This is a genomic window from Micromonospora avicenniae (assembly GCF_900156065.1).
In the GTDB taxonomy this organism is placed as follows: domain Bacteria; phylum Actinomycetota; class Actinomycetes; order Mycobacteriales; family Micromonosporaceae; genus Micromonospora; species Micromonospora avicenniae.
Window position 1 is genome coordinate 1 of record NZ_FTNF01000018.1, and the last position, 25,564, is coordinate 25,564.

Here is a 25,564-nt window from a genome sequence, read left to right on the forward strand (position 1 = left end):
CGCCCGGTAACATTCCGAACCCGGAAGCTAAGCCCTCCAGCGCCGATGGTACTGCACTCGGGAGGGTGTGGGAGAGTAGGACACCGCCGGACATTTTTCCAGTCGAGGGCCGCCCCATCCGGGTCGGCCCTCGACTGCGTAGCGCCGCAGGTGGCGCAATCAGGAAGGATGTACCCCGTGAGTTCAGGACCGCAGGGCAGCGACCGCCCCCGCCGTCAAGACGACCGTACGGACCGGTCGGGCGGGCGTGACCGGACGCCGCGGCGTGACGACCGCGACCGGCCGCCGTACCGCGGAGACCGCGACAACCGCGGCGGCTCGCGTGGGTACGCCGGCGACCGTGAGGGCGGCTTCCGCGGCGGCGACCGCCGTGAGGGTTTCCGTGGGGGCGACCGGGACCAGGGGTTCCGTGGCGGCGATCGCCGTGGCGCCGATCGGGACCCGCAGGGCTTCCGCGGCGGCGAGCAGCGCGGTGGCTTCCGGCGTGATGACCGCGAAGGCGGTTTCCGTGGTGGCGACCGCCGCGAGGGCGGCTTCCGTGGCGGGGATCGTGAACGCGGTTACCGCGGCGGCGACCGCGCCGGCGGGTTCCGGTCCGGCGACCGCCCGGGTGGCTTCCGCCCCGCTGATCGGGACGCCCAGTTCCGCGGTGGCGACCGTGAGGGTTTCCGCGGTGGTGAGCGCCGTGAGGGTGGCTTCCGCGGTGGTGACCGTGAGGGTGGCTTCCGGGGCGGTGAGCGCCGCGAGGGCGGTTTCCGCGGTGGTGAGCGCCGTGAAGGTGGTTTCCGGGGCGGCGACCGCGAAGGCGGTTTCCGGGGTGGGGACCGTCGCGAGGGCGGCTTCCGCGCTGGCGACCGGGACAGCCGCGGTGGTGAGCGCCGTGAAGGTGGTTTCCGGGGCGGCGACCGCGAAGGCGGTTTCCGGGGTGGGGACCGTCGCGAGGGCGGCTTCCGCGCTGGCGACCGGGACAGCCGCGGCGGTGACCGTCGTGAGGGTGGCTTCCGCGGTGGTGACCGTGAGGGTGGCTTCCGGGGCGGTGAGCGCCGTGAGGGCGGTTTCCGGGGCGGCGACCGGGACAGCCGCGGCGGTGAGCGCCGTGAGGGTGGCTTCCGCGGTGGTGACCGTGAGGGTGGCTTCCGGGGCGGTGAGCGCCGTGAGGGCGGTTTCCGCGGCGGTGACCGGGACAGCCGCGGCGGTGACCGTCGTGAGGGTGGCTTCCGGGGCGGTGACCGTGAGGGTGGCTTCCGGGGCGGTGACCGTGAGGGTGGCTTCCGGGGCGGTGAGCGCCGTGAGGGCGGTTTCCGGGGCGGCGACCGTGAGGGTGGCTTCCGGGGCGGCGACCGTCGTGAGGCTGGCTTCCGCGGTGGTGACCGTCGTGAGGGTGGCTTCCGTGGTGGTGACCGTGAGGGTGGCTTCCGCGGTGGCGATCGTCGTGAGGGCGGCTTCCGGGGCGGTGACCGGGACAGCCGCGGTGGTGAGCGCCGTGAGGGTGGCTTCCGTGGTGGTGACCGTGAGGGTGGCTTCCGGGGTGGGGACCGTCGTGAGGGTGGCTTCCGCGGTGGTGAGCGCCGCGAGGGTGGTTTCCGGGGCGGCGACCGGGACAGCCGCGGCGGTGAGCGCCGTGAAGGTGGCTTCCGGAGCGGTGACCGTGAGGGCGGCTTCCGGGGTGGGGACCGTCGTGAGGGCGGCTTCCGCGGCGGGGACCGTGAAGGCGGGTTCCGGGGTGGCGAGCGGCCGCGCCGGGATGAGCGCCGGTTCGAGGACCGCCGGGGTGAGGGCGGCTACGGTGGCCGTCGCGACGAGGGCGGGCCGGAGCGGGCTGCGGGCGACCGCGTCGCCGCTCCCGCGCTGCCCGATGAGATCGTCGCGACCGATCTCGACAAGGATGTCCGCGCCGAGCTGCTGTCGCTGGCCAAGCCGGTCGCCGAGACGGTCGCCCGGCACCTGGTCGCGACCGGTGTGCTGATCGACGAAAACCCGGCCGAGGCGCTGGCGCATGCGTTGGCCGCCCGCCGGCTGGCGTCCCGGATCGCCGCCGTACGGGAGGCGGTCGGGCTGGCCGCGTACCACGCGGGGGAGTGGCAGACGGCGATCGCCGAGCTCCGGACGTACCACCGGATGACCGGGCTGCAGAGCCACATCGCGGTGCTGGCCGACTGCGAGCGCGCGCTCGGCCGCCCGGAGCGGGCCATCGACCTGTTCCGCGGCGCCGACCGAGACGCGCTCGACCCCGCGACCTCCATCGAGCTGCTGATCGTCGCCGCCGGCGCGCGCGGCGACCTCGGGCAGAAGGACGCCGCGGTCGCGATGCTCCAGGTACGCGAGCTGACCAGCGACACGACCGAGCCGTGGACGGCGCGGCTGCGCTACGCGTACGCCGACGCGCTGCTCGCCGCCGACCGGCGCGAAGAGGCACGGGAATGGTTCTCCCGCGCCGCCGAGGTGGACACCGACGGAGAGACCGATGCCGCCGAACGGCTGCTCGAGCTCGACGGCGTGCTCATCGAGGGCGACGAGGAGGACGACGAGACGGCGGAGGAGATCGCCGCGGGACCGGGTACGCCCGGCGCGGTGCCGGCCCAGCCGGATGTCGACCTCGTCGCGAACGCGGACGAAGACGACGAGGACGAGGACGACTCCGACGACGAGGACGACGACGACGACTCCGACGCGGACGACGACGACTCCGACGAGGACGACTCCGACGACGACGACGAGACGCGGCCGGCCGAGGGCGAGCGGGTGACTCGCGACGACGTGGTCGGCCGGGGTGGCCCGGACGACCCGGACCTCGGCACGCGTGGCGGGGCGGAGGCTCCGGTGGGTGACGACGAGACGGGTCCGGTCGCCCGGTGACGGGAAACGCCGGGGCGCGGCTGGTCGACGGGTACGCCCAGGTCGTCTTCGACCTGGACGGTGTGATCTACCTGATCGACCGGCCGATCCCCGGCGCCGTCGAGGCAGTCGGCCGGCTGCACGCCGAGGGGCGGGCGGTCGCGTACGCCACGAACAACGCCTCACGCCGGTCGAGCCAGGTCGCCGAACTGCTCACCGGCATGGGTGTGCCGGCCCGGCCGGAGGAGGTGCTCACCAGCGCAGCCGCGGCCGCGGAGCTGCTCCGAGACCGGCTGCCGGCCGGTGCCCCGGTGCTCGTGGTCGGTGCCGAGGCGCTGCGTGCCGAGATGGCCGCGGTCGGGCTCGTACCGGTCGACCGGGCCGAGGACTCCCCGCAGGCGGTGGCGCAGGGGTACGGGCCGCAGGTCGGCTGGGCCGACCTGGCCGAGGCCACGGTGGCGGTCCGGGCCGGCGCGATCTGGGTCGCCACGAACACCGACCGCACGCTGCCCAGCGCCCGGGGCCCGCTGCCCGGCAACGGCTCCCTGGTGGCCGTCGTGCGTACCGCGCTCGGCCGGGACCCGGATGTGGTGGTGGGTAAGCCCGAGCCGGAACTGTTCGCCACCGCCGCCCGTCGTGTGGCCGGTGGCCGGACGCTTGTCGTCGGTGACCGGCTGGACACCGACATCGAGGGTGCCCGCAGGGCCGGACTGGACAGCCTGCTCGTACTCACCGGCGTCAGCGACGTACCCGAGTTGCTCGCCGCCGAGCCGGCGCGCCGGCCCACGTACGTCTCGCGGGATCTGGCCGGGCTCTTCGACCCGGCGGCGGTGGTGCGGGTGCCCGGCCCGACGGACGCCGGAGGTTGGTCGGTGACGGCACGCGACGGCGGGCTGGAGCTCGGCGGCGACGGGGCCCCGCTGGACGCGCTCGCCGCCTTGTGCGCCGCGGCCTGGTCGGCGCCGGCGGTGCCACCGATCCGTGCCGCGTCGGCGGACGTCGCTCGTGTGCTGGCCTCGCTCGGCCTTCCCGCCTGAGCGCGCGCCGGCCTCGACCACCGGCGCGCGGCCGCGCCGCGGCCGCGCGCCGGTGGTCGAGGCCCGGGCGGACGTCGCCGGCACGGGACCTTCCGCCGACGGCGCGTGAGGCCGTCGCCTCCGCCGGCCTCGGCGTGCCCGTCGTCAGAGCAGCTTGCGGAGCTTCATCAGGTCGAACGGGTTGGCCTTGATCGACACGCGGCGGGAAGCCACCGCCCGGCCGATGTCGAGATCGCCGCGCACCAGCGCGACGAGGTCGTCGCTGCTGGTGTTCAGAGCGATCTTGGCCTTCGGGTCGTCGCCGTCGGTCAGGTCGATCAGCCGGCCTCCGGTCAGACGACCGTGGAAGGCGGTGTCGAGGTCGGTGATCCGGCAGGCGAGCGTGCGGTCCAGGTCGACGCGCTCCCGCACCGTCTCGGCGTTGCGGTCCAGCCGGGCAGCGAGCTCCTGCAACGCCTGCCGACATTCGTCCACGCTGGCCACCCGTCGCCTCCTCACCGTGAGCCACGCCGTCCTCGGCACCGTACCGCACGGGCCGGTCACCGGTGCCCGGTAGCGTGACACCTGCAAACCCCGCCCCGCGGAAGGACTCAGGCATGCAGGACGCGTGGCGCGCCTACCTCGAGCTGGCCATGGGCCTGACGGAGGCGCCCCGGAAGAAGGCCCAGGACGTGGTGCGCCGGGTCGTCGGTTCGGGTGGCACGACGGCCGCCCAGCTCCAGGCGCTCGGCGAGGAACTCGTCTCCACCGGCATGGCGAATCGCGACGCGCTGACCAAGCTCGTCCGCTTCGAGGTCGACCGTGCGCTCGGCCGGGTCGGGCTCGCCACCGCCGAAGAGGTCGCCGAGCTGACCCGGCGGGTGCAGGACCTGGAGCGCCAGCTGCGGGAGGCGCGCTCGGCCGGCGCCGGTGCCGCGCCCGGAGCCGGCACGAGCCGGACTGCGGCGGCCGCCGGTGGCCCGCCGCACGCTCCCGCCCCGGCGACCGCGCCCCAGGGTGACGCGGCGGCTGGCGGGCCGCCGGCTCCCGCCGGCCCGGTGCCGTCCGCCGAGTCGCTCTCCGCCCCGGTCGCCACACCGCCGGCGAAGAAGACGGTCGCGAAGAAGACGGTCGCGAAGAAGGCCGTGGCGAAGAAGACGGTCGCGAAGAAGGCCGAGCCCGGCAAGGCCGTGATGCGGCGCTCGCCCGGGACGCTCAGTCCGACCGGTGGGGACGCCGAACCGGCGCACCCGCCGAAGAAGGCCGTTCGCAAGCAGCAGCCGGGCGGTGCCGAGTGACCGTCCCGTACCGTCCGGGTCCGCCGCCTGGCGGCTCGCCCGGGCCCCGGCCCGGACCGCCGTCCGGTGGCCTGCCCGCCGCGCGGCCCGGCCCACCGCCGGGAGCGCGTCCCGGGATGCCGGCGCCCGGTGTGCGCCCGGCGCCACCGTCCGCCGATGATCTCGACGGGCAGGGGCACCCCGCGGTCGATGCGGCAGTGCAAGCGATGATCAACGCCTCGTCGCTCGCACCGGCCGACCAGATCGCCCAGTACGAGGCGGCGTACGAGACGCTGCGCGAGACCCTGGCCGGCATCGACCAGGCCTGAGACCGGAGAACGAATGGCACGTCGCAACCGGCTGGACGCCGAGCTCGTCCGCCGTGGCCTGGCCCGCTCCCGTGAGCAGGCTGCCGCGCTGGTGGAGGCCGGCCGGGTCCAGCTGCGCGGGGTACCGGCCCGCAAACCGGCCGCGATGGTCGACCCTGCCGACGCGTTGCTGGTCACCGGCGCGGATCCGACCATGGAGTACGTCTCCCGAGGCGGGCACAAGCTGGCGGGCGCGCTCGAGGCGTTCGGTGGGCTGGCCGTCACCGGCCGGCGTTGCCTGGACGCCGGCGCGTCGACCGGCGGCTTCACCGACGTGCTGCTGCGCGCCGGCGCCGCCGAGGTGGTGGCGGTGGACGTCGGCTACGGCCAGCTGGCCTGGCCGCTGCGCACCGACGAACGGGTCCGGGTCTTCGAGCGGACCAATGTGCGCACACTCGGCCCGGACACGATCGGCGGTCCGGTCGACCTGACCGTGGCGGACCTGTCGTTCATCTCGCTGCGGCTGGTGCTGCCCGCGCTGGCCGGCTGCACCAGGCCGGACGGTGATCTGGCGCTGATGGTCAAGCCGCAGTTCGAGGTCGGCAAGGAGCGGGTGGGTGCCGGCGGGGTGGTGCGTGACCCGGAGTTGCGCGCCGAGGCGGTGCTCGACGTGGCGGCGGCCGCCGCGCAGCTGGGCCTCGGTCTGGCCGACGTGGCCGCGAGTCCGCTGCCGGGGCCGAGTGGCAACGTGGAGTTCTTCGTATGGTTACGCCGGGACGCGCCGCCGGCAGACCCGCAACGGGTGCGGGCGGTGGTTGCGGCCGGGCCGCGGGGCCCGGTGACGCCCGGTGACGTGCCGGGCGCGGCGGCGGAGGAGGTCGCAGGGTGAACGCGAGCAGCGGAGGTAGCGCGGCAGGCCGATCGACCCGGGACAGGGTCGCGGCGGATGCCTCGCGGCGGCCCGTGGCGATGAGGTGGGCTCGGTGAGCCGGACCGCGCTACTGGTCACCCACACCGGTCGCCGGCGCAGCACCGAGCACGCCCGGGCGGTCGCCGCCGACCTGATCGCTGCCGGCTTCGAGGTGCGCGTCGTCGCCGAGGAGGCCGACGATCTCGACCTGCCCGGCGTCGTCCCGGTCACCGGCCTGGAGGCCGCCGAGGGCGCTGAGATCGTCTTCGCGCTCGGCGGGGACGGCACGTTCCTGCGTGCGGCGGAGCTGGCGCGGCCGGCCAAGGTGCCGCTGCTCGGCATCAACCTCGGCAAGGTCGGCTTCCTCGCCGAGGCGGAGATCGGCGACCTGGACAGCGCGGTCCGCGACGTGGTCGCCCGGAACTACACGGTCGACGAGCGGCTCACCCTCGACGTCACCGCCGAGTTCGACGGCGGGCCGACGATCGAGTCCTGGGCCCTCAACGAGATCAGCGTCGAGAAGGGGGAGCGGGCGCAGATGCTCGAGCTCCTCGTCGACGTGGACGGCCGGCCGCTGTCCCGGTACGGCTGCGACGGTGTGGTCTGCGCGACCCCCACCGGCTCCACCGCGTACGCCTTCTCCGGCGGCGGGCCGGTGGTGTGGCCGGAGGTGGAGGCGTTGCTGCTGGTGCCGATCAGCGCGCACGCGTTGTTCAGCCGGCCGCTGGTCACCGCGCCCACGTCGACGTTCGCGATCACCGTGGATCCGTTCACCACGCTCGCGGTGATGAGCTGCGACGGCCGACGGGTGTACGACCTGCCGCCGGGTGCCCGGGTGACGGTGCGCCGGGGCGCGCTGCCGGTGCGGATCGTCCGGCTGCGGGACCGCCCGTTCACCGATCGCCTGGTGGCCAAGTTCGGGCTGCCGGTGCAGGGGTGGCGCGGCTCGCGTCGCTGAGCGGCACCGGCCACGCCCAGCCCGACTCGCCGGGTCTCGGCCGGGCACCCAGACCCTTCCGCCCCCGCGTGTCGGCGCGACCCGGACCAGGCTGTCCGTAACCTGTCGGACACGCGGCGGTCGTTCCGTCGCGGCCCATGTGTCCACCTGGCGACATGTCGCCGGTGCGGCGTGCGCCAGCTAGTGACCACTAGGTGATCTCCGTCGCAGACTCCGATCGGTCGCCCCCGAGGGGTGCCGATTCTGGAGTAGAGGAGCGCATCTCATGCACTGGTCCCCACGCTGGCTCGCCGCCGGCGCGGTCGGGGCGCTGGTGGTCGGGCTCGCCGCACCGGCGTCAGCCGATCCGCCCGCCCGGCCCGCCGGCCCGAGCCCGGCCCCGCCCGCCCCGGGCGCCGCGCCCGCCCGCATCACCCTGATCACCGGTGACCAGGTCGAGCTCGCCCAGGCAGCCCCCGGCCGCGTTGCCGCCACGGTCCACCCGGGACCCGGTCGTGAGCGGATCACCTTCCAGACCGTGTCGGCCGACGGTGGGCTGCGGGTGCTGCCCAGCGACGTCGTGCCGTACGTCTCCGCCGGGGTGCTCGACGCCGACCTGTTCGACGTGGAGGAACTCGTCGCGCAGGGGTACGGCGACGCCGCGCAGGGCAGCCTGCCGCTGATCGTCCGCTACCAGGAGCCGGCCGCCGGTCGGGTCCGGCCGCTGGCCGGGGCCGCCGCCGCCCGGCCGCTGGAGAGCATCAACGGCGCCGCGCTGCGCGTCGGCAAGGGTGAGCTCGACGAGTTGTGGAACACCCTGCGGAGCACGCCGGCCGGCCGTACGACCGCCGGCGGGGCGGTGCGGCTCGGGGCCGGCATCGCCCGGGTGTGGCTGGACGGCCGGGTCCACCCGGCGCTGGAGCACAGCGTGCCGCAGATCGGCGCCCCGGCGGCCTGGGCGGCCGGCCGCGACGGCAACGGTGTCGAGGTCGCGGTCCTCGACACCGGCGTCGACGCCACGCACCCCGACCTCGCCGGGCGGATCGCCGAGGCGCGGGACTTCACCGGCGGCGGCAGCACCCGGGACGGCCACGGCCACGGCACCCACGTGGCGGCCACCATCGCCGGCAGTGGCGCGGCCTCCGACGGGCTGCGCAAGGGCGTCGCGCCCGGTGCGAAGCTGCTCGTCGGAAAGGTGCTCGACGACTCCGGCTCCGGCTACGACTCGGGGATCATCGAGGGCATGGAGTGGGCCGCCCACTCCGGCGCCAAGGTGGTCAGCATGAGCCTCGGCGGGGGCCCGACCGACGGCACCGACCCGATGAGCCAGGCGGTCAACGACCTCACCGCCGAGACCGGCACGCTCTTCGTGGTCGCGGCCGGCAACGAGGGCGCCGCGCAGAGCGTCGGCAGCCCCGGCGCGGCCACCTCGGCGCTCACCGTCGGCGCGGTCGACCGCAACGACGACCTGGCCGACTTCTCCAGCCGCGGACCGCGGGTCGGCGACAACGGGCTGAAGCCGGAGATCACCGCCCCTGGTGTCGACATCGTCGCGGCCCGCGCCGCCGGCACCAGCATGGGTACGCCGGTGGGCGACGCGTACACGACCGCGTCGGGGACGTCGATGGGCACCCCGCACGTCGCGGGCGCCGCCGCCATCCTCGCTCAGGAGCACCCGGACTGGACCGCCGGAAAGCTCAAGGACGCGCTGGTCAGCACCGCGAAGAACAATCCCGAGCTGACCGTCTTCGAGCAGGGCGGCGGCCGGGTCGACGTGGCGCGAGCGCTGGGCCAGCGGGTGTACGGGTCGGCCACCGCCGACTTCGGCCGGGTCTCGACCGGTGGTCCGGTGGTCGAGCGGACCGTCACGTACACCAACGGCACCAGCGCGCCGCAGACCCTGCGTCTGGCGCTGGAGCTGCGCAACCTGGACGGCGGCGTGGCCGAGACCGACGGCGTGTCGGTCGGCGCCAGCGAGGTGACCGTGCCGGCCGGTGGCAGCGTGCCCGTCGCGCTGCACGCCGACCCGGCGAAGCTGGATCGCGGCCTGCACAGCGGCTGGCTGGTCGCCACGGGCGCGGACGGTGTCGCCGTGCGTACCGCCGTCGGCCTGACCCTCGCCGGCCCGTTGCACACCGTCACGCTGCGTGCGTTGGACATGACGGGGAAGCCCGGCCTGGCGCCGGTGCTCACCCTGTTCGGCGAGCATCCTGAGTCCGACTACCTCGGCTGGATCGCCGGTGAGTTGCAGGTGCAGGTCGAGGAGGGCCCGTACCTGGTGGAGGCCCTGATCGAACACGGCGCACCGCTGGACGAGCAGCTCACCCTGGTCACCGACCCGGAGTTGACCGTCGACCGGGACCTCACGGTGGTGCTCGACCCGCGCAAGGGGACCCCGGTGCGGATCGAGACGCCGAAACCGACCGAGCAGTACGCGGGAATCAGCTTCTACGAGCACCGGATCTTCGGCAACGGCCGGCAGATCGACCACGGCACGATGACGTTCAGCACCGTTCAGCAGGTCAACGTCACGCCGACCAAGCCGGTGCGGCAGGGCGAGTTCGAGTTCTCCTCCCGCTGGCAACTCGTCGCGCCCATGGTGGACGCCGAGTTCAGCAAGGTCTCCGGGCCGCTGGACATCAACCTGCTGGGTCAGTCCCCGGCACCGTCCGGCCGGCGGAAGCTGCCGGTCGTCTGGGGTGGCGGCGGGACTCCCGCCGAGCTGACCCGGGCCCGGGGCGCTGCCGTCGTCGTCGAGGGCAGCCTGGACCGTTCGGAGGACGAGCAGATCGCGGCCGCGGCCGCAGCCGGCGCGGCGTCGGTGTTCATTGTCCGGCCGGCCGACTTCAGCGCGTGGACGGTCTGGAGTCCCACCGGAGACCGCCTGCCGATTCCCTCGATGGTGGTGGCGCACGACGACGGGCAGAAGCTGATCGCGGCGGCGAAGACCGGCCGGATGATGGTGGACCTGACGCTGACCGTGGACAGCCCCTACCTGTACGACGTGTGGCAGGTGTCGAAGGGCCGGATCCCCGAGGAGATCGTGCACAAGGTCACCGCGGCGAACACCGCCGAGGTCACCGCCCACTACGGCGACACCGGCGGGTTCGACTGGGCCACCGAGCAGCGGTTCGGCTGGCGGCCGTGGCAGGAGTACTCCTGGAACGACGACAAGCGGATGGTGCGTACCGGCACCACCCGGCAGGAGTTCGTGAGCTCCGGTGACTCGTGGTGGCAGCAGCGGGTGCTGCACAAGCTGCAGTCCAACTGGGGACCGCTGCTCGGTGGTCTGACCGAGCAGCCGCGCCGGTACGCAGCCGACGACAAGATCGCCACGAGCTGGTACGCCCCGGTGGTGCGTCCGGCCGTTCCGGCCGGTGGGCCGGTGCCGACGCGTACCGGCGACGAGCTCGACCTGCGGGTGTTGGAGTTCGTCGACGCCGACGGCCACTACAGCCCGGCCGGCGCCGGCGAGGAGCAGGACACGGTGCAGGCCCGGCTCAGCCGCGACGGCGAGCAGATCGCCGACCTGTCCGGCGGTTGGGCGCCCGTGGCGACCACCCCGGGTCCGGCGCGTTACCGGCTGGACGTCACCACCGAGCGCTCCTCGGACGAGTGGGTGCGCGCCACGCGTACGGAGACGGCGTGGCAGTTCACGTCGGCCCGGCCGGCCGGGGACGCGGCGCAGCCGTTGCCGCTGCTGCAGGTGGACTACGACGTGCCGGCCGACCTGCACGGCGAGGTGCCGGGCGGTAAGGCGCACAACCTCGGGCTGACCCTGCGCCAGCCGGTGGGGGTGGCCGAGCCGGCCGGCACCACCCTGCGGGTCGAGGTCTCCTTCGACGGCGGCCACAGCTGGCGGCCGGCGTCGGTGAAGGGCTCGGGCACCCGGTTCACGGCGACGGTGCCGGCCGGACGCGGCACGGTGTCGCTGCGGGTGCACGCCGGCGACCGCACCGGCAACACGGTCGACCAGACCGTGATCGACGCGTACGGCCTGCGCTGACGCGGGTGGGGGCGGGACGGGTACGTCCCGCCCCCACCACCGGTCTCAGAGCCAGCCGCGCCGGGCGGCCTGGAAGGCCAGCCCGGGCCGGGTGTCCACCCCGGCGGCGGTCATCAGGTCGGCCAGCCGCCGTTGCACGGTACGACGGCTCACGCCCAGCTGGGAGGCGATGGACTTGTCCGGCACGCCGGCCACGAAGAGCGCGAGCAGCCGGGTCTCGTCGGCGTCCGGCCGGAAGTCGTCACCGGCCGGTTCGTGCACCGGTGTGCCGGTCGACCGCAGCGGGGTGGCGATGCGCCAGTGGCTCTCGAAGAGGGCGAGCAGCGCGTCGAGCAGCTGGCTGCGGCCGATGACCGCGGCGCTCGTCTCGCCGCCGGCCCCGTCCGGCACCAGCGGGCAGATCGCCGTGCGGGCGTCCACGATGGCCAGCCGCACCGGCAGCCGGTCGAGCACGCGGGCCTGCTCGCCGGCCCGGACCCCGTTCTCGAGGTCCTCCAACGCGCCGGGTTCGAGGAGCATCTCGCGCTCGTAGATGGCCCGGTAGCGCACCCCGCGGGCCAGCGCGTCGAACTCCTCGAGGTTGTCCTGCCCCACCATGGCCAACGGGTTGGCACGGCAGAACCACAACACCTCGTCGCGGGCGCCGTTCTGCAGGTCACGCAGGCGTTCCCGGAGCGCCCCGGCGCCTCGGACGATCTCCACCAGGTGCGCCGCGTCGTGCCGGCGCATCCCGGCCCGGTACTCCTCGGTGAGCTGGTTGACCGCCGCGCGGGCGGTCTCCAGCGCCTCCTGCCGGCGCAGCAGCGCCGCGCCGAGCGGCACGTCGGGCGCGAGCGGCCGCAGCGGGGCGTCCGGGTCCGCTCCGGCGGGCGGCACCAGCCCCTTGCCGCGCAGCGCGTCCAGCTGCGTCAGCACCTCCGTACGGGGCCAGCGCAGCCGCTCGACCAGCTCGTCGACCCGCGCGGCCGTGAGCCGCACCAGAGCGCGGTAGAGCTGCTCCTCAGCCGGGGTCAGGCCGATCACCTCAAACACGGAGCTGAACTGTACGAGCCGCCCGACGTGGGGTCGTCGGCTGGTCAACTGTCGGACTGCGCGTCTACTGTCAGGTGCTGTGCTGGAGGAGCTGCGCATCACCGGACTGGGCGTCATCGAGGACACCACGCTGCCGTTGACCGGCGGCATGAACGTCATCACCGGCGAGACCGGTGCGGGCAAGACCATGGTGGTGACCGGCCTCGGCCTGCTCTTCGGCGGTCGGGCCGACGCCGGGCGCGTGCGGGCCCAGCCCGGCCGTGCCGTGGTGGAGGGGCGGCTGCGCCTGACCGGCCGGGTCGCCGAGACGGTGCACGCCCGCATCACCGACGCCGGCGGTGAACCGGACGAGGACGGCTCGCTGCTGCTGAGCCGCACGGTTACCGTCGAGGGCCGATCCCGGGCGCACGTGGGTGGCCGCAGCATGCCGGTGTCGATGCTGGGCGAGGTCGGTGAGCAGGTGGTCGCCGTGCACGGCCAGTCGGACCAGCTACGGCTGCTGCGTCCGGCCGAGCAGCGGGCCGCGCTCGACCGGTTCGCCGGCCCGGAGCACGAGAAGCTGCTCGAGACGCTGCGCGAGGCGTACACCGGGTGGCGGCGGGTGGTCGACGACCTGGCCGACCGGCGGCGCAACGCCCGCGAGCGCCACCAGGAGGCCGACCTGCTGCGGCTGGGGCTCGACGAGATCACCAGGGTCGACCCGCAGCCCGGCGAGGACGACGAGCTCAAGGCCGAGGCGCAGCGGTTGGAGCACGCCGAGGGGCTGCGCACCGCGGCGCAGATCGCCCAGCAGTGCGTCGCCGGCGGCGCGGAGGCGGCCGACGACACCCCGGACGCCACGGCCCTGCTCGGCGCCGCCCGGCGGGCACTGGAGGCGCAGGCCGGCACCGACCCGGCGCTGGGTGACCTGGCGGCGCGGTTGGAGGAGGCGGCCACCCTGGTCACCGACGTCTCCGCCGAGCTGTCGACCTACCTCGCCTCGCTCGACGCCGACCCGGCCCGGTTGCAGACCGTCTACGAGCGGCGGGCCGCGCTGCGCGCGCTGACCCGCAAGTACGCGGACGACGTCGACGGGGTGATCGCCTGGGCCGAGCGGGCCCGTACGCGACTGTCCGAGCTGGACACGTCCGACGAGTTCCTCGACGAGTTGGAGCGGGAGGGGCAGCGGCTCGCCGCCGAGGTGGCGGAGCTGGCCGGCCGGGTGTCGGTGTCCCGACAGGAAGCGGCCCACCGGTTCGCCGAGCAGGTCACGGTCGAGCTGGCCGGGTTGGCCATGCCGCACGCCCGGATCGAGGTGGCGGTGGTGCCCCGGCCGGCCAATCGCACGGAGCCGACCCTGACGGTCAACGGATCCGAGGTCGGCGTCGGCCCGGACGGCGGTGACGAGGTCGAGCTGCGGCTGCTGGCCCATCCGGGCGCGCCGTCGCTGCCGTTGCAGCGGGGCGCCTCCGGCGGTGAGCTGTCCCGGGTCATGCTCGCCATCGAGGTGGTCTTCGCCGGCTCCGGCGGCCCGCCCACCCTGGTCTTCGACGAGGTCGACGCCGGTGTCGGCGGCCGGGCGGCGGTGGAGATCGGGCGCCGGCTGGCCCGGCTGGCTCGCAGTCACCAGGTGCTGGTCGTCACCCACCTGCCGCAGGTCGCCGCGTTCGCCGACCGGCACCTGGTGGTCGCGAAGGACACCGGGGGCGCGGTGACCACCAGCGGGGTGCGTGTGGTGGAGGACACAGAACGGGCCCGCGAGCTCGCCCGGATGCTCGCAGGTTTGCCGGACTCGGATCTGGGTATCGCTCACGCCGAGGAGCTTCTGGCCGTGGCGGCCAAGGAAAGGCGGGCGTGACCGCCGGTATTGTGAGCGCAAGCACACCAGCCTGCGCTCTGGTGTGCTTCCCTGGGTAGGCGGCCCTGCTCAGGCATGTCGCGACAGAAATCCCTGCCTCACATGCCAGGATGGTCAGGATGCGTCTACCCACGTTGCGCCGGACCCGGAACGCGGAACCGGGCAGTGTCCTCGGCACCGCACGTCTGGATCGCCGTACGAAGCGGCTGGTCGGCCGGCTCCGCCCCGGCGACATCGCGGTGATCGACCACGTCGACGTGGACCGGGTGGCCGCCGACTCGCTGGTCGCCGTCGGCGTCGCGGCCGTGCTGAACGCCAAGCCGTCGGTCTCCGGGCGCTACCCGAACCTCGGCCCCGAGGTGCTCATCGGCGCGGGCATCCCGCTCCTCGACGACCTCGGCGAGGGCATCTTCGAGCAGATCCGCGAGGGCGACACCGTGCGGATCGAGGGCAACACGGTCTACGTCGGCGACGAGCCGGTGGCGCACGGCGCCCTGCAGGACGCCGAGACGGTGGCCAAGGCGATGGCCGACGCCCGGGAGGGGCTGTCGGTGCAGTTGGAGGCGTTCGCCGCCAACACCATGGACTACCTCAAGCAGGAACGGGACCTGCTTCTCGACGGTGTCGGCGTCCCCGAGATCGAGACCCAGATCCAGGGCCGGCACTGCCTCATCGTGGTCCGTGGCTACGACTACAAGGCCGACCTGGACGTGCTGCGCCCGTACATCCGGGAGTTCAAGCCGGTGCTCATCGGCGTCGACGGCGGGGCCGACGCGCTGGTCGAGGCGGGCTACACCCCCGACATGATCATCGGTGACATGGATTCGGTCACCGACGACGTGCTGCGCTGCGGCGCCGAGGTGATCGTGCACGCGTACCCGGACGGGCGGGCGCCCGGCCTGCCCCGGGTCACCGCGCTCGGCGTACCGGCGGTGACCTTCCCTGCCGCCGCGACCAGCGAGGACCTCGCCATGCTGCTCGCCGACGAGAAGGGCGCCTCGCTGCTGGTGGCCGTCGGCACGCACGCCACCCTTGTCGAGTTCCTCGACAAGGGCCGAGGCGGTATGGCCTCGACGTTCCTCACCCGGCTGAAGGTCGGCGGCAAGCTGGTCGACGCCAAGGGCGTCAGCCGGCTCTACCGGCAGAGCATCTCCGGCTCCTCGCTGCTGCTGCTGGTGCTCTCGGCGATCGCCGCGATGGCCTCCGCGGTGGCCGTCTCCACGGTCGGAAAGGCGTACCTGGGCGTGGTCTCCGAGTGGTGGGACAATTTCGTCTTCCAGCTCGGCCAGCTCTTCTAGCTCCGACGATCAAGAGGCTGCAAGCGTGATCAATTTCCGCTACCACGTGGTGTCGCTGACCGCGGTGTTCCTGGCGCTGGCCATCGGCCTGGTGGTCGGCACGGCCGCCCTCAACGGCCCGGTGGCCGACTCGCTCAAGGAGCAGGTCACCGCTCTGCGCAAGGACAACCAGCAGATGCGCCAGACCGTCAACAACATGGAGAAGGAGCTGGAGTCGGAAGAGGGCTTCGCGGCGGAGATGGCGCAGGTCGTGCTCCCCGGCAAACTCACCGGCCGCCGGGTCCTGGTGATCAGCCTGCCCACCGGGCGGGACCACACCGAGGGTGTGCTGAAGTCGCTCCAGCTGGCCGGCGCGAACGTCACCGGCCGGGTGGACCTGCAGGACAAGTTCATCAACCCGGACAACAACAACAACCTGCTGGAGCTGGCGGTGACCGCGGTCCGGCCGACCAGCGCGCAGACCAGCACCCTGCCCGGCAACGGCCAGGGCGTGGAGACCTCCAGCGCGCTGCTGGCCAGCGTGCTGCTCGACCGGGGGGCGGGCGTCCCGCCGGTCACCGACGCCGACCGGCGGGCGGTGCTGGCCGCGTACACCAACGACGGCTACCTCACCACCGAGGACCGCATCAGCGGGCCGGCGGAGGCCGTCGTGGTGGTCAGCGGCCAGCCGTACGTGGACAAGGACTCCGCCAAGAAGGACGAGTCGGTGGTGAAGGTCGCCGAGCAGTTCGATCGGACCGGCGCGATCGTGGTCGGCGGCAACGGTTCCGACGGCGGCAACCTCGTGGCGAGCGTTCGCGGCGACGCCGTGCTCTCCCAGTCGATCTCCACCGTCGACAACGCGAACACCATCCAGGGCCAGTTGGTCACCACCCTCGCCCTGGTGCAGCAGCTCACCGAGAAGAAGGCCGGCCAGTACGGCGTGGGCAACAACGCCGAGTCGCTGCTGCCTAAACTGCCCCAGTGAGCGAACAACGTACCCGGATACCCGTCGACGAACCGATCGGAGCGAGCGCGTGAGCATGCTGGGCCGGCTGCTGACCGCCGGCGCCGGGGCGATCGCCGCCCGGTACGCGCTGCGCGGGGTGCGCACCTCCCCGGCCGGGCCGGCGCTTACGCGTACCAACTTCCGGGGCCGCTCGGTGAGCCTCGCGGCGGGCCCGGCGCTCGCCGTCGGCGCGTCCGGTGCGGCGGCGCTCGGCGCCACCAGCGTGGCGTCCGGCGCCGCGAGCATGGTCGCCGGCCTCGGCGCGGGCGCGGTGGGGCTCTACGACGACGTGGTCGGCGCCCGGCCGGAGCAGAAGACGGCAAAGGGCTTCGCCGGTCATCTCGCCGCGCTGCGGGAGGGGCGGGTCACCGCCGGCCTCATCAAGATCGTCGGGGTGGGTGCCGCCGGGCTCGGCGCGGCCGCGCTGCTCGCCGCCGACCCACGGGTCGCCGGGCACCGTCGCCGGGCCCGGCTGGGCGCGCTCGGCCGCGGCGCCGACGTGCTCCTCGGCGCCGGCGTGGTCGCCGGCACCGCGAACCTGCTCAACCTGCTCGACCTGCGTCCCGGCCGGGCGCTCAAGTCCGGTCTGCTGCTCGGCGCGCCGCTCGCCGGCGGCCCGCACGGCGGCATCGCCGCCGGGGCGGCCGGGGCGGCCGCCGGGCTGCTCCCGGACGACCTCGGCGAGGAGGTGATGCTCGGCGACAGCGGCGCGAACGCCCTCGGCGCGGTGCTCGGCGTCGCGCTCGCCGCCCGCACCGGCCCGCTGGGCCGGGCCGGTCTCCTCGCCGTGCTCGCCGGTCTCACCGCGGCCAGCGAGAAGGTCAGCTTCACGCAGGTGATCCAGCGGACACCGGGGCTGCGTGAGCTCGACGCGCTGGGCCGCCGCGCCGACTGACGTGACCAGACCGGCACCCCTCGCCGGCGCCGGCCGAGTGGCCGGAGCGGCCGCGCTCATCGCCGTCCTCACCGTCGTCAGCCGCCTGGCCGGCTTCGGCCGCACCTCCGTGTTCACCTGGACGCTGGCCGACACCGACCTCGGCGGCACCTACGTGGTCGCGAACAACCTGCCGAACATCGTCTTCGAGATCGTCGCCGGTGGCGCGTTGGCCAGTCTCGTCGTACCGCTGCTGGCCGGTGCGGTGGAGGCGGGCGACCGCCGGGCGGTGAGCGCCACCACCAGCGCGCTGCTGACCTGGACACTCAGTCTGCTCGTGCCGTTGGCCGTGGTCGTGGCGCTGCTCGCCCACCCGCTGATCGGCCTGCTCGGTGGCGGCCTCAACGCCGAGCAGCAGCAGGTGGGAGCGCGGATGCTGCTGCTCTTCGCGCCCCAGTTGCCGCTCTACGGCATCGGTATCGTGCTCACCGGGGTGCTCCAGGCGCATCGACGGTTCGCCTGGCCGGTGATCGCCCCGCTGCTCTCGAGCCTCACCGTGATCGCCGTCTACCTCGGCTTCACCGCCTGGCAGGGGCTGCTCGCCACGGTCGGATCGGTGAGCCGGGGCGGTGAGCTGCTGCTCGCCGGTGGCACCACCCTCGGCGTGGTGGTGCTCTCCCTGTCGCTGCTGATCCCGCTGCGCCGGCTCGGGTTGCGCCTGCGACCCGGTTACCGGTTCCCAGCCGACGTCCGGGCCCGGGTCGGTGGGCTGGCCACGGCCGGGATCGTGGCCGTCACGGCGCAGCAGATCGCCGTGGCGGTCGCCCTCCACCAGGTGACCTTCGGGTCCCGTTCCAACCCGGGTGCCTACAACATCGCGCAGACCGTCTACTTCCTGCCCTGGTCGGTGCTGGCCGTACCGCTGGCGGTGGCCGCGTATCCGACGCTGGTGGCCGCCCGAGCGGCCGGCGACGAGCGGGCCTACCGGCAGACCCTGGCCCCGGCGGTGCGCGGCGTGGTGCTGTTCAGCCTGCTCGGCGCCGCCGCGCTGGCCGGCACGGCGCAGCCGGTGGGACAGCTCTTCTTCGCCCACTCCCCGCACACCGCCGCGACCACCGCGGCGGCGATCATCGGGTTCGCGCCCGGCCTGCTCGGCTACGGCCTCTTCGCCGTGCTCACCCGGGCCCTCTACGCGCGCGGCGCGACCCGGTCGGCGACCCTCGCCACCGCGGTCGGCTGGCTGGCCGTACCGGTGCTGGCGATCCTGCTCGGGCGCCTGCTGCCGCTCGCCGACCGGGTGCTGGCGGTGGCGCTGGCCAACTCGGTCGGGATGTTGCTGCTGGGCGGGCTGCTGATCATCGCGGTACGCCGGAGCGCGGGCTCCGCGGCGCTGGCCGGTACGCCCCGGGCGGCGGCGGCCGGACTGCTCGGCGGGCTGGCCGGGGCGCTCGCCGGCGTGGGCGTGCTCCGGTGGCTCGACACGCCGGGTGACGGCACCCCGACGATGGCGGCGGCACTCGGTCAGGGCATGCTGTCCGGAGTTCTGGTCGGCGTCGTGTTCCTCACCGTGGTCTGGCTCGTCGACCGGCAGGCCGTACGACCGCTGCTCGCCGGGGTGCTGCGACGCCTGGGCCGCGGCGGTGCGCGGGGCCGCGGGAACGCGGGTGCGGAACAGGAGCAGGACGGCAGCCCTCCGGAGCGGGGTGACGGGAAGGAGACGGTGTCCGGGTGAGCGCGGCGACGGAACCGACACCCGACTGGCCGGGCAGCGTGGCGTTGCTGCTCGCCTCCAGCACCGGTGGGGTGGGGCAGCACGTCCGGTCGGTGGCCCGCGGGCTTACCGCCGCGGGCGCCACCGTGCTGGTCTGCGGTCCGGCGGCCACCCAGGAACAGTTCGACTTCACCGGTGTCGGTGCGCGCTTCCAGCCGGTCGAGATCCCCGCCAAACCGACCCCGGCCGACGCCCGAGCGGTCGCCGCCCTGCGCCGTGCCCTGGCCACCACCCCGGTGGACGTGGTGCACGCGCACGGCCTGCGGGCGGGGCTCGTCGCGGTGCTCGCCCGGCCCGCGGCGCCGGTCGTGGTCACCTGGCACAACGCGGTGCTCGCCGGTGGGCTGCGCGGCACCCTGTCCCGGCTCGTCGAGCGGGTGGTGGCCCGGGGCGCCCGGGTCGCGCTCGGCGCCTCCGCCGACCTGGTCGACCGGGCCGCGGCGCTCGGCGCCGCCGACGCCCGGCTCGCCCCGGTCGCGGCACCCACCCTGCCCGCCCCGCGCCGCCGCCCGGCCGCGGTCCGCGCCGAGTTCGGCGTCCGTGCCGACCAGCCACTGATCCTCTCGGTCGGCCGGCTCCACCCGCAGAAGCGGTACGACGTGCTGATCGACGCGGCCGCGCGGTGGCGTACCCGCGACCCGGCGCCGGTAGTGGTGATCGCCGGCAGCGGGCCGGCGTACCTGGCGCTGGCCGCGCGGATCTCGGCGGCCCGGGCACCGGTGACCCTGCTCGGTCACCGCACCGACGTGGCGGACCTGCTCGCCGGCGCGGACCTGGCCGTGGTCACCAGCGACTGGGAGGCCCGCCAGCTCTTCGCGCAGGAGGCGCTGCGTGCCGGCGTACCGCTGGTGGCGACCGCCGTCGGCGGCCTGCCGGATCTCGTCGGCGACGCGGCGGTGCTGGTGCCACCCGGCGAGGTCGACGCCGTCGACACCGCGGTACGGGAACTTCTCGACGACGCGGACCGGCGGGCCGCGCTGGGCCGGCGCGGCGCGGAGCGGGCGGCCACCTGGCCCACCGAGGCGGACACCGTCGCCACGCTGGCGGCGCTCTACGCCGAAGTTGCCGCGCAGCCCGGCGGCCCGGCCGCCGCAAACGTCGACACACCCAGGTCGGGACCACGCTGATGCTGCGCCGACTTCTCCCCGTCGTGCTGAGCCTCATGGTGGTGGTGCTCGGCGTCACGGCGCTCGCCGCCCGCCCGCAGCGCAGCGTTCCGCACCGGACCGCCGACTTCGTGGTCATCGCCGGGGTCGCCGGGCTGCGGTGGGAGGACGTGGACCCGCAGACCACGCCCACGCTGTGGCGGATGGCCGAGCAGGGCTCCATCGGTTCCCTGTCGGTCCGTTCCGCGCACCGCCCCACCTGCCCGATGGACGGCTGGCTGACCCTCGGCGCGGGCAGTTTCGCCGCGTGGTCCGGTAACCGGCCCGCCGGCAGCTGCCCGGCGCAGACGGTGGCCGTGGAGCGGCCCGACGGCAACGGGGCGAATCTGCCCGACCAGGAGACAGTGGTCCACTTCAACCAGGAACAGCTGCCTTGGGGCGCCATGCCCGGGTCGCTCTCCGAGTCGGTGCGCTGTTCGGTGGCGGTCGGCCCCGGCGCCGCGGTGGCCGCCGCCCGGCCGTTCGGTCGGGTGGACCGGTACGCGCCGGCGCTGCCGGACGACCCGACGCAGTTGCTCGGCTCCTGCGTGCTCAGCATCGTCGACCTCGGCACCGTCGACGGCGCCACGAAGGCGCAGCGGGTGGCGGCTGCCCGGGCGGCCGACCGGCAACTGGCCCGGGTGCTCGCCGCCCGTCCACCGCGTTCGCTGGTGCTGGTCGCCGGGGTCTCCGACACCGACCGGTCGGCCCGGCTGCACGTGGCGGTCGCCGACGGGCCGGGCTGGGAGGGCGGGTGGCTGACCTCCGCGACCACCGGCCGGGACGGGTACGTGCAGCTCGTCGACCTCGCGCCGACGGCGCTGGCCGCGCTGGGCAGGCCGATGCCGGAGCGCCCCTTCGTGGGTCGCCCGGCGGTGGCCGTGGGCGGTCGCCCGGACCTGGCCGACGCGATCGCCCAACCGTTGGACGCCGAACGGGAGGCGGCGAACCAGCGGGGCGTCGCCGGTTGGTTCTTCACGCTGCTCGCCGCCGCCCTGATGCTGCTGGCCGTGGCGGTGCTGCCGCTGCTGCGCCGGGCGCGCCGGCACGCCGGCCCGTACGGCCCGGAGCCGGTTCCGCGGCGGGTGGTGGCGCTGGTGGAACTGCTTCTCATCGCCGCCGCGCTGGCGGTGCCGGCCGCGCTGCTCGCCGACGCGGTGCCGTGGTGGCGGGCGGACCGGCCCGGTCTGGCGTTCGCCGGGGTGACCGCCCTGCTGGTGGTCGCCGGTACCGCAGCGGTCCGGTTCGTGCCGGGCTATCGCAGCACCCTCGGGCCGTTGGGCGCGGTCGCCGCCCTCACCGTGCTCGTCGTCGGCGCCGACGTGCTGACCGGGTCGCGGCTGCAGCTCAACGGCGTCGTGGGCTACTCGGCGCAGGCAGGTGGCCGGTACGCCGGGCTGGGCACCGTCGGGCTCGGGGTGTTCCTGGCCGCCGCGCTGCTGAGTGCGGGCTGGCTCGCCCAGCACGTACGCAAGGGCTGGCGGCCGGCGGTGATGGTGGCGGTCACCGGCCTGGCCGTGGTGATCGTGGGCAGCCCGTACCTGGGCGCGGATCCGGTCGGGGCGATCGCGTTGACCGGCGGGCTCAGCGTCGCGGCGGTGATCAGCGCGGGCGGCTGGCTGACGGTGAGCCGCCTGGCCTGGGCGGTCGTGGCGGCGATGGCGGTCACCATCGGCCTCGCGGTGGTGGACCTGCGTCGCCCGGCGGTGGAGCGGGGCAGCCTCGGTCGTTTCCTGGCCGCCATCGGCGACGGCTCCGGCGGACTTCCGCTGCACCGTTCCAGCACCGCCAACTTCGACACCCTCGTGAGCAGCCCGCTGACCGTGCTGGCCCTGGCCGGCGCCTTGCTGGTGTGGTTCGCCCTGTTGCAGCCCTGGGGCGGGCTGATGCGGCTGTTCGGCATCTACCCGGCGATCCGGGCGGCGATGGCCGGCACCGCCGTGGCGGCGGTCATCGGCGGTGTGCTCGGCGGTGTGGCGCTGGACGTGGCCGGTGCGGCGGCCGCCCTGGTGGTGCCGATGGCGGCGTTGGCCGCGCTGCGGGTGCTGGACCACTCGACCGACCGGACCGTGCCGACCGCCGGGCGGACCCGTGCCGAGGACGCGGGTGTGGCCGGGGACGGACTGGCCGACCCGTCCGGTCCGACTCCGTCAGGCCAGGAGCCGCCGGCCACGGATCGAGGCACGGGTGCCGGCCGGACCGCCGACCCGGGTGAGGCCCGGGCCGACCGGCGGCCGCCGGTGCCGTCGCCCCGGCCGTCGCGCCCGGTCACCGCGCGCTGACCGACCGCCGATCGCCTCGTCGTGGCGGCCGTGACCTCGGTGCGGCCTGCGTCCCACCGCCGTAGAGGTGTTACCGTGGAATCCCGTGGATCGCGTGATCACTTTGCTGATCGGCTCGGCGTTCTGCACGACCGCTACGGACGACACGGGAGCAGGCCTTGGCCCCTTCAGCACGGACGACCAGGCATATTTTCGTCACTGGGGGCGTTGCCTCCTCGCTGGGTAAGGGGTTGACCGCCTCCAGCCTCGGCAATTTGTTGACCGCGCGCGGGTTGCGTGTGGTGATGCAGAAACTCGACCCGTATCTGAACGTCGACCCGGGGACGATGAATCCGTTCCAGCACGGTGAGGTGTTCGTCACCGAGGATGGTGCGGAGACGGACCTCGACGTGGGGCATTACGAGCGGTTTCTGGACCGGGCGTTGTCGGGGAAGGCGAACGTCACCACCGGCCAGATCTACTCCGAGGTGATCGCCAAGGAGCGCCGCGGCGAGTATCTGGGTGACACGGTGCAGGTGATCCCGCACATCACCAACGAGATCAAGTCCCGGATCCTCGGCATGGCCGACCCGGACGCCGACGGTCAGGTGCCGGATGTGGTGATCACCGAGGTGGGTGGCACCGTCGGTGACATCGAGTCGTTGCCGTTCTTGGAGGCGATCCGGCAGGTCCGTCACGATCTGGGCCGGGACAACTGTTTCTATCTGCATGTGTCGTTGGTGCCGTATCTGGCGCCGTCGGGTGAGTTGAAGACGAAGCCGACGCAGCATTCGGTGGCGCAGTTGCGCAGTATCGGTATTCAGCCGGACGCGTTGGTGTTGCGCTGTGACCGGGACATCCCGGACAAGGTGAAGGAGAAGTTGTCCCTGTACTGCGACGTGGATCGGGAGGCGGTCACGGCCGCGCCGGACGCGCCGAGTATCTACGACATTCCGAAGGTGCTGCACCGGGAGGGCTTGGACGCGTACGTGGTGCGTCGGCTCGGGTTGTCGTTCCGGGATGTGGACTGGGCCAGCTGGGATGATCTGCTGGAGCGGGTGCACCAGCCGCGGCACACGGTGACCGTCGCGGTGGTGGGTAAGTATGTGGATCTGCCGGATGCGTACCTGTCGGTCAGTGAGGCGATCCGGGCGGCCGGGTTCGGTCACCGGGCGCGGGTGCAGTTGCGGTGGGTGCCCAGCGACGAGTGTGTGACCGTGGCGGGGGCGTCGGCCGCCCTGGCCGGGGTGGACGGCATCGTCATCCCGGGTGGGTTCGGGGTGCGGGGTATCGAGGGGAAGATCGGCGCGTCGCGGTACGCGCGGGAGAACCGGATTCCGCTGCTGGGTCTGTGTCTCGGTCTGCAGTGCATGACCATCGACGTGTCCCGGCATCTGGCCGGTCTCGACGGGGCCAACAGTGTGGAGTTCGACGAGAAGGCCCGGCACCCGGTGATCGCCACGATGGCCGATCAGCAGGACATCGTGGCCGGTAAGGGCGATCTGGGTGGCACCATGCGCCTGGGCGCGTACCCGGCGAAACTCACCGACGGTTCCCTCGTGGCGCAGGCGTACGGCAGCACGGAGATCAGTGAGCGGCACCGGCACCGCTACGAGGTGAACAACGCCTACCGGGACAAGCTCACCAAGGCCGGTCTGCACATCTCCGGTACCTCCCCGGACGGCCGGCTCGTCGAGTTCATCGAACTCGACCGCAGCCTGCACCCCTACTTCGTCGCCACCCAGGCCCACCCCGAACTGAAGAGCCGACCCACCCGACCCCACCCGCTGTTCGCCTCGTTCGTCAAAGCCGCGATCACCTACTCCCAGGCCGACCAGCTCCCCGTCGACCTGGACGCGCCGGCCACCGAGAAGGCCGCCGGCAACGGGGCCGCCGAGAAGGCCGCCCGCAACGGGGCCGCGGCGAAGGCGGCGTCGGCGTCGTGAGCGCCGTCGAGCACCGCTACGAGGTCCGTTCCCGGCAGCAGCGCTGGTCGGGCCGGATCTTTGACGTGGTCACCGAGGAGGTGACCATGCCGGGCGGCGGCACCGCGCCGCGCGACATCGTCCGGCACGTCGGTGCGGTGGCGGTGGTGGCGCTGGACGACGCCGGCCAGGTGGCGCTGATCCGCCAGTACCGGCACCCGGTCGGGCGGCGCCTGTGGGAGCTGCCGGCCGGCCTGACGGACGTCTCCGGGGAGGACCTGGCCGCCGCGGCGGCGCGGGAACTGGCCGAGGAGGTGGACCTGACCGCCGGGCGGATGGACGTGCTGGTCGACCTGCACAGCTCGCCCGGCTTCACCGACGAGCTGGTCCGGGTGTTCCTGGCCCGGGACCTGGCGGACGTGCCGCCCGAGCGGCGGCACGAGCGGCGCGACGAGGAGGCCGACCTCCAGGTCGTACGGATCGACCTGGACGAGGCCGTCGCCATGGTGCTCGCCGGTGAGATCACCAACGCGTCCTGCGTGGCCGGGCTGCTCGCCGCGGCGCGGGCCCGCGACACCGGCTGGTCGGCGCTGCGCCGGGCGGACGCCCCGCTGGTGCGCTGACCCGCGATTCTCTCGCGACGAGAAGGGGCCGTGCGGTACGCCGCACGGCCCCTTCCGTGTTGCCGGATGTCAGTCGCGCAGCGGGCGACCCTGTCCGTCGACGCCACCGTTGACCAGGATCAGGATGCCGTCGATGAAGCCCCAGAGGGCGCCGACGCCGCACGTCACCAGGGTCACGACGAGCTGCAGCACGCCGATCTTGGTGTGGCCCATGTAGAACCGGCCGACGCCCAACGAACCGAGCACGATGCCCAGGATGCCCGCGACGACCTTGCTCTTGTCAGAAACGCCCTGCGGATACCCGGGTCCCTGGGGGTACCCGGGCGGGTAAGGAGGAGTGGTCATGAGGCGACACCCTAGTGATCCACACGCGTCCTGTCCGCAGCGGCACCCCGTTGATGGGACGATGACGGACGAACATTGTCCTGACGGCTGATAGCGACGTCCACCGCGCGACACCTGACAGTCCGTCAGGGGGCTCTTGCACCGGATATCACTCTGCTGGCCCTGACGGGGTCACG

Annotated in this window: 19 protein-coding genes and 1 rRNA gene; 16 read left to right on the forward strand and 4 right to left on the reverse strand. The window is 74.0% G+C overall.

Annotation, left to right across the window (positions count from 1 at the left end; translation table 11 throughout):
• Positions 1-92 (forward strand): 5S ribosomal RNA (gene rrf, locus BXA10_RS23225); the annotation flags it as partial.
• Positions 93-183: 91 nt separating this feature from the next.
• On the opposite strand, the gene BXA10_RS31625 is transcribed toward rrf, so the two are convergent.
• On the reverse strand, positions 184-1,998 hold the full coding sequence (locus BXA10_RS31625) for a hypothetical protein (RefSeq protein ID WP_175649283.1): 1,815 nt from the start codon (positions 1,996-1,998) through the stop codon (positions 184-186).
• Here BXA10_RS31625 and BXA10_RS23230 point away from each other — a divergent pair.
• Both BXA10_RS23230 and BXA10_RS23235 read left to right on the forward strand, forming a co-directional pair.
• The gene (locus BXA10_RS23230; RefSeq protein WP_139338106.1) at positions 1,903-2,856 is read left to right on the forward strand and encodes a tetratricopeptide repeat protein; all 954 of its coding nucleotides are present in this window, start codon (positions 1,903-1,905) and stop codon (positions 2,854-2,856) included. The genes BXA10_RS31625 and BXA10_RS23230 overlap by 96 nt on opposite strands.
• Positions 2,853-3,872, forward strand: coding sequence for an HAD-IIA family hydrolase (locus tag BXA10_RS23235; RefSeq protein ID WP_076472948.1), 1,020 nt, complete (start codon positions 2,853-2,855; stop codon positions 3,870-3,872). The genes BXA10_RS23230 and BXA10_RS23235 overlap by 4 nt, the downstream gene beginning before the upstream one ends.
• A gap of 144 nt (positions 3,873-4,016) precedes the next feature.
• Here the strand turns inward: BXA10_RS23235 and BXA10_RS23240 are convergent, their stop codons facing one another.
• On the reverse strand, positions 4,017-4,355 hold the full coding sequence (locus BXA10_RS23240) for an SCP2 sterol-binding domain-containing protein (protein WP_076472949.1): 339 nt from the start codon (positions 4,353-4,355) through the stop codon (positions 4,017-4,019).
• Positions 4,356-4,468: 113 nt separating this feature from the next.
• On the opposite strand from BXA10_RS23240, the gene BXA10_RS23245 reads away from it, so the two are divergent.
• From BXA10_RS23245 to BXA10_RS23265, 4 genes are all read left to right on the forward strand, one after another.
• The gene (locus BXA10_RS23245) at positions 4,469-5,149 is read left to right on the forward strand and encodes a phasin family protein (RefSeq protein ID WP_076472950.1); all 681 of its coding nucleotides are present in this window, start codon (positions 4,469-4,471) and stop codon (positions 5,147-5,149) included.
• A 321-nt stretch (positions 5,150-5,470) separates the two neighbouring features.
• Positions 5,471-6,325 (forward strand): TlyA family RNA methyltransferase, encoded by an 855-nt coding sequence (locus tag BXA10_RS23255; RefSeq protein ID WP_076472951.1) that lies wholly within the window; start codon positions 5,471-5,473, stop codon positions 6,323-6,325.
• A 94-nt stretch (positions 6,326-6,419) separates the two neighbouring features.
• Positions 6,420-7,304 carry an NAD kinase gene (locus BXA10_RS23260; RefSeq protein ID WP_076473017.1) on the forward strand — a complete coding sequence of 295 codons (885 nt, stop codon included), beginning with the start codon at positions 6,420-6,422 and terminating at the stop codon, positions 7,302-7,304.
• Positions 7,305-7,569: 265 nt separating this feature from the next.
• Positions 7,570-11,289, forward strand: a complete 3,720-nt coding sequence (locus tag BXA10_RS23265) for a S8 family serine peptidase (RefSeq protein ID WP_076472952.1) — start codon at positions 7,570-7,572, stop codon at positions 11,287-11,289.
• A gap of 45 nt (positions 11,290-11,334) precedes the next feature.
• On the opposite strand, the gene BXA10_RS23270 is transcribed toward BXA10_RS23265, so the two are convergent.
• Positions 11,335-12,321 (reverse strand): helix-turn-helix domain-containing protein, encoded by a 987-nt coding sequence (locus BXA10_RS23270; RefSeq protein ID WP_076472953.1) that lies wholly within the window; start codon positions 12,319-12,321, stop codon positions 11,335-11,337.
• A gap of 79 nt (positions 12,322-12,400) precedes the next feature.
• Here BXA10_RS23270 and recN point away from each other — a divergent pair, with 79 nt between their 5' ends.
• The 9 genes from recN (at position 12,401) to BXA10_RS23315 (ending at position 25,043) form a co-directional block, all read left to right on the forward strand.
• Entirely contained in the window at positions 12,401-14,158 is a 1,758-nt protein-coding gene (gene recN, locus BXA10_RS23275) for a DNA repair protein RecN (RefSeq protein WP_076472954.1), read from the forward strand.
• 119 nt (positions 14,159-14,277) lie between these two features.
• Positions 14,278-15,456: a putative cytokinetic ring protein SteA gene (gene steA, locus BXA10_RS23280; protein ID WP_076472955.1), complete on the forward strand. Its 1,179-nt coding sequence runs from the start codon at positions 14,278-14,280 to the stop codon at positions 15,454-15,456.
• Positions 15,457-15,481: 25 nt separating this feature from the next.
• On the forward strand, positions 15,482-16,423 hold the full coding sequence (locus BXA10_RS23285; protein WP_076472956.1) for a copper transporter: 942 nt from the start codon (positions 15,482-15,484) through the stop codon (positions 16,421-16,423).
• A 49-nt stretch (positions 16,424-16,472) separates the two neighbouring features.
• Positions 16,473-17,339: a hypothetical protein gene (locus BXA10_RS23290; protein ID WP_139338102.1), complete on the forward strand. Its 867-nt coding sequence runs from the start codon at positions 16,473-16,475 to the stop codon at positions 17,337-17,339.
• A 1-nt stretch (position 17,340) separates the two neighbouring features.
• Entirely contained in the window at positions 17,341-19,050 is a 1,710-nt protein-coding gene (murJ, locus tag BXA10_RS23295) for a murein biosynthesis integral membrane protein MurJ (protein ID WP_076473018.1), read from the forward strand.
• A complete protein-coding gene (locus BXA10_RS23300; protein WP_076472957.1) occupies positions 19,047-20,216 on the forward strand; it encodes a glycosyltransferase family 4 protein in 1,170 nt (389 codons plus the stop codon). The genes murJ and BXA10_RS23300 overlap by 4 nt, the downstream gene beginning before the upstream one ends.
• The gene (locus BXA10_RS23305) at positions 20,216-22,516 is read left to right on the forward strand and encodes a hypothetical protein (protein WP_245828396.1); all 2,301 of its coding nucleotides are present in this window, start codon (positions 20,216-20,218) and stop codon (positions 22,514-22,516) included. The genes BXA10_RS23300 and BXA10_RS23305 overlap by 1 nt, the downstream gene beginning before the upstream one ends.
• Positions 22,517-22,674: 158 nt before the next feature.
• A complete protein-coding gene (locus BXA10_RS23310) occupies positions 22,675-24,441 on the forward strand; it encodes a CTP synthase (RefSeq protein WP_076472958.1) in 1,767 nt (588 codons plus the stop codon).
• Positions 24,438-25,043: an NUDIX domain-containing protein gene (locus BXA10_RS23315; protein WP_076472959.1), complete on the forward strand. Its 606-nt coding sequence runs from the start codon at positions 24,438-24,440 to the stop codon at positions 25,041-25,043. Before BXA10_RS23310 ends, BXA10_RS23315 begins: the two co-directional genes overlap by 4 nt.
• Before the next feature lie 69 nt (positions 25,044-25,112).
• Here BXA10_RS23315 and BXA10_RS23320 read toward each other — a convergent pair whose 3' ends face one another.
• Complete coding sequence (locus tag BXA10_RS23320; RefSeq protein WP_076472960.1) at positions 25,113-25,388, reverse strand: TM2 domain-containing protein; 276 nt, start codon at positions 25,386-25,388, stop codon at positions 25,113-25,115.
• Positions 25,389-25,564 lie beyond the last annotated feature (176 nt).

Coding starts and splice junctions, on each gene's coding strand:
- BXA10_RS31625 (WP_175649283.1), bottom strand. CDS start 1,998: ATGCGCCAGCGCCTCGGCCGGGTTTTCGTCGATCAGCACACCGGTCGC.
- BXA10_RS23245 (WP_076472950.1), top strand. CDS start 4,469: ATGCAGGACGCGTGGCGCGCCTACCTCGAGCTGGCCATGGGCCTGACG.
- BXA10_RS23255 (WP_076472951.1), top strand. CDS start 5,471: ATGGCACGTCGCAACCGGCTGGACGCCGAGCTCGTCCGCCGTGGCCTG.
- BXA10_RS23265 (WP_076472952.1), top strand. CDS start 7,570: ATGCACTGGTCCCCACGCTGGCTCGCCGCCGGCGCGGTCGGGGCGCTG.
- steA (WP_076472955.1), top strand. CDS start 14,278: ATGCGTCTACCCACGTTGCGCCGGACCCGGAACGCGGAACCGGGCAGT.
- BXA10_RS23305 (WP_245828396.1), top strand. CDS start 20,216: ATGCTGCGCCGACTTCTCCCCGTCGTGCTGAGCCTCATGGTGGTGGTG.
- BXA10_RS23320 (WP_076472960.1), bottom strand. CDS start 25,388: ATGACCACTCCTCCTTACCCGCCCGGGTACCCCCAGGGACCCGGGTAT.